This is a genomic window from Zunongwangia atlantica 22II14-10F7, assembly GCF_002094855.1.
Taxonomy (GTDB): domain Bacteria; phylum Bacteroidota; class Bacteroidia; order Flavobacteriales; family Flavobacteriaceae; genus Zunongwangia; species Zunongwangia atlantica.
On sequence record NZ_ARYN01000042.1, the window covers coordinates 1 to 3,536 of the forward strand.

The following is a 3,536-nucleotide window of genomic DNA, read 5'->3' on the forward strand; positions in this document are numbered from 1 at the left end:
GCCTAAGGTTTAAACCTTAGGCTTCCTTTTAGGGTTCTTTAGGAAACTAACGAGCTGGATTTTCAGTATAAAAATTCAATTTTGGCAGGCTGCGTATAGATAAGTTTACATGCTTGGAGACCAAAGCTTCATATTCACTGCTGGAAATCAAATCATAAGCTTCAATATGATCACTAAAAAATTCCAATTCATCGTAACTCTCTAAAGGGATGCTCATATGCTGATATGGTGTCTCTGGAAAATGAAATTCAAGCCTCACAGTTGCCTTGGGGTATACTGCTAAAAATTCTTTGATTTTTTTGATCTTTTCAATGGTACTCATAATGAATTGTTGGGGATTCAAACCGCTAAATTACCTAGAAATCTTTTATTTCCAAAGCTGGTATTGTTCCTCACGTTTTGCTGGGATCTATTCTTTTAAATGTTAAATTCTTTCGTACTACGATAAGTATCGACAATTATTTCAGTAGGTAAGATTTTCCGTTTCGATTAGCTTATTATTGATTTTATATCCCGTTTTAGATGATAAATGAACACATTTATGATCATTTTTTACAATGTTAAATTTTATCGTAGTGCGCTTCGTACTACGAAAGATTTTGATTTCTTCTGCTCAGCTTTGTAATGAAAGTCAAATCAACCGATCCCATCGTAGTGAAGATCTGGTTAGTTGAAAATTAACTGCGGTGGGATTTTTAAAAACTGAACCTATGCCAACAAGTATTATTACCACCGATGATCTTTATGAGTTTAAACTTCAATTATTGAAAGAATTGAAGAAACTCTTAAAGGAAAACAAAGAACGAAAACTGAAGAAATATTTAAAGTCTTCAGAAGTGATGGAACTACTGCAAATTAGTCCCGGTACATTACAACATCTTCGGAATAATGGAACACTTCCCTATGTGAAAATTAAAGGATTGATTTATTATCAGGCCTCTGATATTCAAAAAGTAATGGATAAATATCGCGTTCATCATTCTTCAGGTTTTGCCAAATGAATTACATTCGACATCTAAAGTGGATCTATAGTCGGTTTCTTGAAGATGAGCGACTTAATCCTTCGCATGTAAGTTTGTATATGGCCATATTTCAGGAATGGAATAGTGCCAGATTTCCAGAGGAACTCTACATCAATCGTCAACAATTGATGCAAGTATCGAAAGTGCGATCACGATCGGGATATCACCGTAGTATAAAAGAGTTAGATGCTTTTGGGTATCTGGAATATATACCTTCCCACAATCCTTATCAGGGAAGCCGCATAAAGATGTTTACTATTCGGACAAGTAACGAACCAGTAGACGATCACAGGGATCCCATATTGGAACAAGTAGCAGCACACTACTATCCCAAATATGAACCAGTAGACGAACCTTATATAAACAGTAATAAACAAAAAACAATAACAAACATAAACATAAAAAATACCACAATTTTTAAAAAAGAAATTATTGAGTTTTTTAAATCTCAAAAATGGCCCCTAAGCGAAGGAAATAAATTTTTCGAGCATTACGAGACTGAAGATTGGAGGACTGCTACGGGTAGAAAAATAATCAATTGGAAAGCTGTCGCTCAGAAATGGATGAAGCGCTGTGAGCGCTGGCGAAAAGAAAAAAAAGAAACTCAGGATTTTTTAAAAACTTCAAAACACAAAAATTATGGAGAATCCCTCTAAAATTGTTGAAAATGGAGTGGTCTATAGCCTTGGAGATTTTGATGGTACGACTGTGCATTATGATTTCTATCAAATCTTGCATTATCTTGAAATGAAAGGTAAATTGCTTTTTGGTGAGCGTTTTAAGATTTATAAAAAAGATCGTCCGCTGATTCGGAAACTTTGTGCTTTTATGATTCGAGATTATAACGCCTGTAAGCGATACGGCTTGGATTGTAGAAAAGGAATTTTATTGACTGGTCCTGTGGGATGTGGAAAAACCAGTCTGATGAAATTGGTTCGATATATCGTTCCTGGAAAATTAACTTATGAAATGATCCCTACTCGTAATGTGATATTTAGCTTTAATCATTTAGGATTTAAAACGGTTCAGGAATATGGGGATTCTGGAAGTTATTGCTTCGATGATTTAGGATTGGAACCTCTTGGACGATTCTACGGAGATAATGCAAATGTCATGGGAGAGGTACTACTCTCCAGATATGAGCTCCATCAGAAATCCGATCACAGATTAAAAACACATGCAACCACTAATTTAAGTGCAACAGAATTAGAAGATCGCTATGGTCAACGGGTGCGAAGTAGAATGAGAGCTTTATTTAATCTGATGGCCTTTGATAGTAATAGTCCTGATAAAAGACATTAAAAGCTAGTTTAATTTTTTTGATGTCAAAAATTGATATGCTTTGATATGCTTTGAATGAGATGTAATAATAAATTATAGCTTTATTAAAATGAAGCTTTATTTAGTTTAAACCTAGTATCTTTAAATTATAGAATGAAATTGATTCTTTTATAAAAGAGTGCAATGCAATACAGCATCGAAATTCTATAATAGCTATGAAAATTTTTAAAAGGCTAAGTCATAGCTAGGGCTTTTAAAGCTTTGATATCTTATATTTAATTATAAACAGTTTTAGATTTATTTTTTATGCTATTAGCTATAGTATTAGTAATCGTAGGTTTTAGCCTACTTATCTTTGGGGCAAATTGGATGGTGGAGGGAGCCTCTATGTTAGCTAAAAAATATAATATTTCTGATTTGGCGATAGGTTTAACTATTGTTGCTTTCGGAACTTCAGCGCCGGAACTTGTGGTGAATACCATAGCTTCGACAAATGGATATTCTGATATTATTCTCGGAAATATAATAGGAAGCAATAATTTTAACTTGTTTATTATTTTGGGAATTACCGGAGCGATTTTTCCAATAACCGTAAAATCTTCTACCTGCTGGAAAGAAATTCCCATATCTTTTATTGCTGCTGCACTGTTACTACTTTTCGCAAATGATATATTTCTAAATGGTTTTGGTTTCCAGGGACATTCCACGAGCCTAAGTAGAATAGAAGGAGGAATGATGCTGTTCCTTTTTTTTGTTTTTCTTTATTATGTTTTTACACAAATGAAAAATGAAGATGAACCGGAAGCCGTAATGACAAACATTAAGCCTTTATGGAAAATTTATAGTTTAATTATTATTGGATTGACAGGGCTTGTCGTAGGGGGAAAGTTGGTGGTTGATAATAGCGTAGAAATTGCTTCTTCTATGGGTGTTAGTGAAAAGATCATTGGCCTGACTATTGTAGCTGCAGGAACATCGTTACCAGAGTTGCTTACTTCTGTCGTTGCCGCTCTAAAAAAGAATAGTGATATTGCTATTGGGAATGTCATAGGATCTAATATCTTTAATATCTTTCTTATTCTATCCATAAGTAGTATTATAAAACCTATTTCCTATAATCTAAAATTTAATTGGGATCTTTTGTTGCTAATTGTTGGAACACTTTTACTCCTTGTTTTTATGCTTACCGGAAAGAAAAAGAAACTCGATCGATGGGAAGCGGTCATACTTTTC

Annotated in this window: 5 protein-coding genes; 4 read left to right on the top strand and 1 reads right to left on the bottom strand. The window is 33.9% G+C overall.

Annotated elements, in window-relative coordinates; translation table 11 throughout:
- Positions 1-46: 46 nt before the first annotated feature.
- Positions 47-322 carry a hypothetical protein gene (locus IIF7_RS20275; protein ID WP_084843507.1) on the bottom strand — a complete coding sequence of 92 codons (276 nt, stop codon included), beginning with the start codon at positions 320-322 and terminating at the stop codon, positions 47-49.
- 388 nt (positions 323-710) lie between these two features.
- On the opposite strand from IIF7_RS20275, the gene IIF7_RS20280 reads away from it, so the two are divergent.
- The 4 genes from IIF7_RS20280 to IIF7_RS20295 all read left to right on the top strand — a co-directional run.
- On the top strand, positions 711-1,001 hold the full coding sequence (locus tag IIF7_RS20280; RefSeq protein ID WP_084843511.1) for a helix-turn-helix domain-containing protein: 291 nt from the start codon (positions 711-713) through the stop codon (positions 999-1,001).
- Positions 998-1,678: a hypothetical protein gene (locus IIF7_RS20285; protein WP_084843508.1), complete on the top strand. Its 681-nt coding sequence runs from the start codon at positions 998-1,000 to the stop codon at positions 1,676-1,678. Before IIF7_RS20280 ends, IIF7_RS20285 begins: the two co-directional genes overlap by 4 nt.
- Positions 1,662-2,324, top strand: coding sequence for a P-loop NTPase family protein (locus tag IIF7_RS20290; RefSeq protein ID WP_084843509.1), 663 nt, complete (start codon positions 1,662-1,664; stop codon positions 2,322-2,324). The genes IIF7_RS20285 and IIF7_RS20290 overlap by 17 nt, the downstream gene beginning before the upstream one ends.
- Before the next feature lie 285 nt (positions 2,325-2,609).
- On the top strand, positions 2,610-3,536 hold a 927-nt coding region (locus IIF7_RS20295; protein WP_084843510.1), incomplete at its 3' end, for a calcium/sodium antiporter.

Bases quoted from the DNA above. Each gene is read 5' to 3' on its own strand.
- IIF7_RS20275 (WP_084843507.1), bottom strand. From the start codon at position 322: ATGAGTACCATTGAAAAGATCAAAAAAATCAAAGAATTTTTAGCAGTA.
- IIF7_RS20280 (WP_084843511.1), top strand. From the start codon at position 711: ATGCCAACAAGTATTATTACCACCGATGATCTTTATGAGTTTAAACTT.
- IIF7_RS20285 (WP_084843508.1), top strand. From the start codon at position 998: ATGAATTACATTCGACATCTAAAGTGGATCTATAGTCGGTTTCTTGAA.
- IIF7_RS20290 (WP_084843509.1), top strand. From the start codon at position 1,662: ATGGAGAATCCCTCTAAAATTGTTGAAAATGGAGTGGTCTATAGCCTT.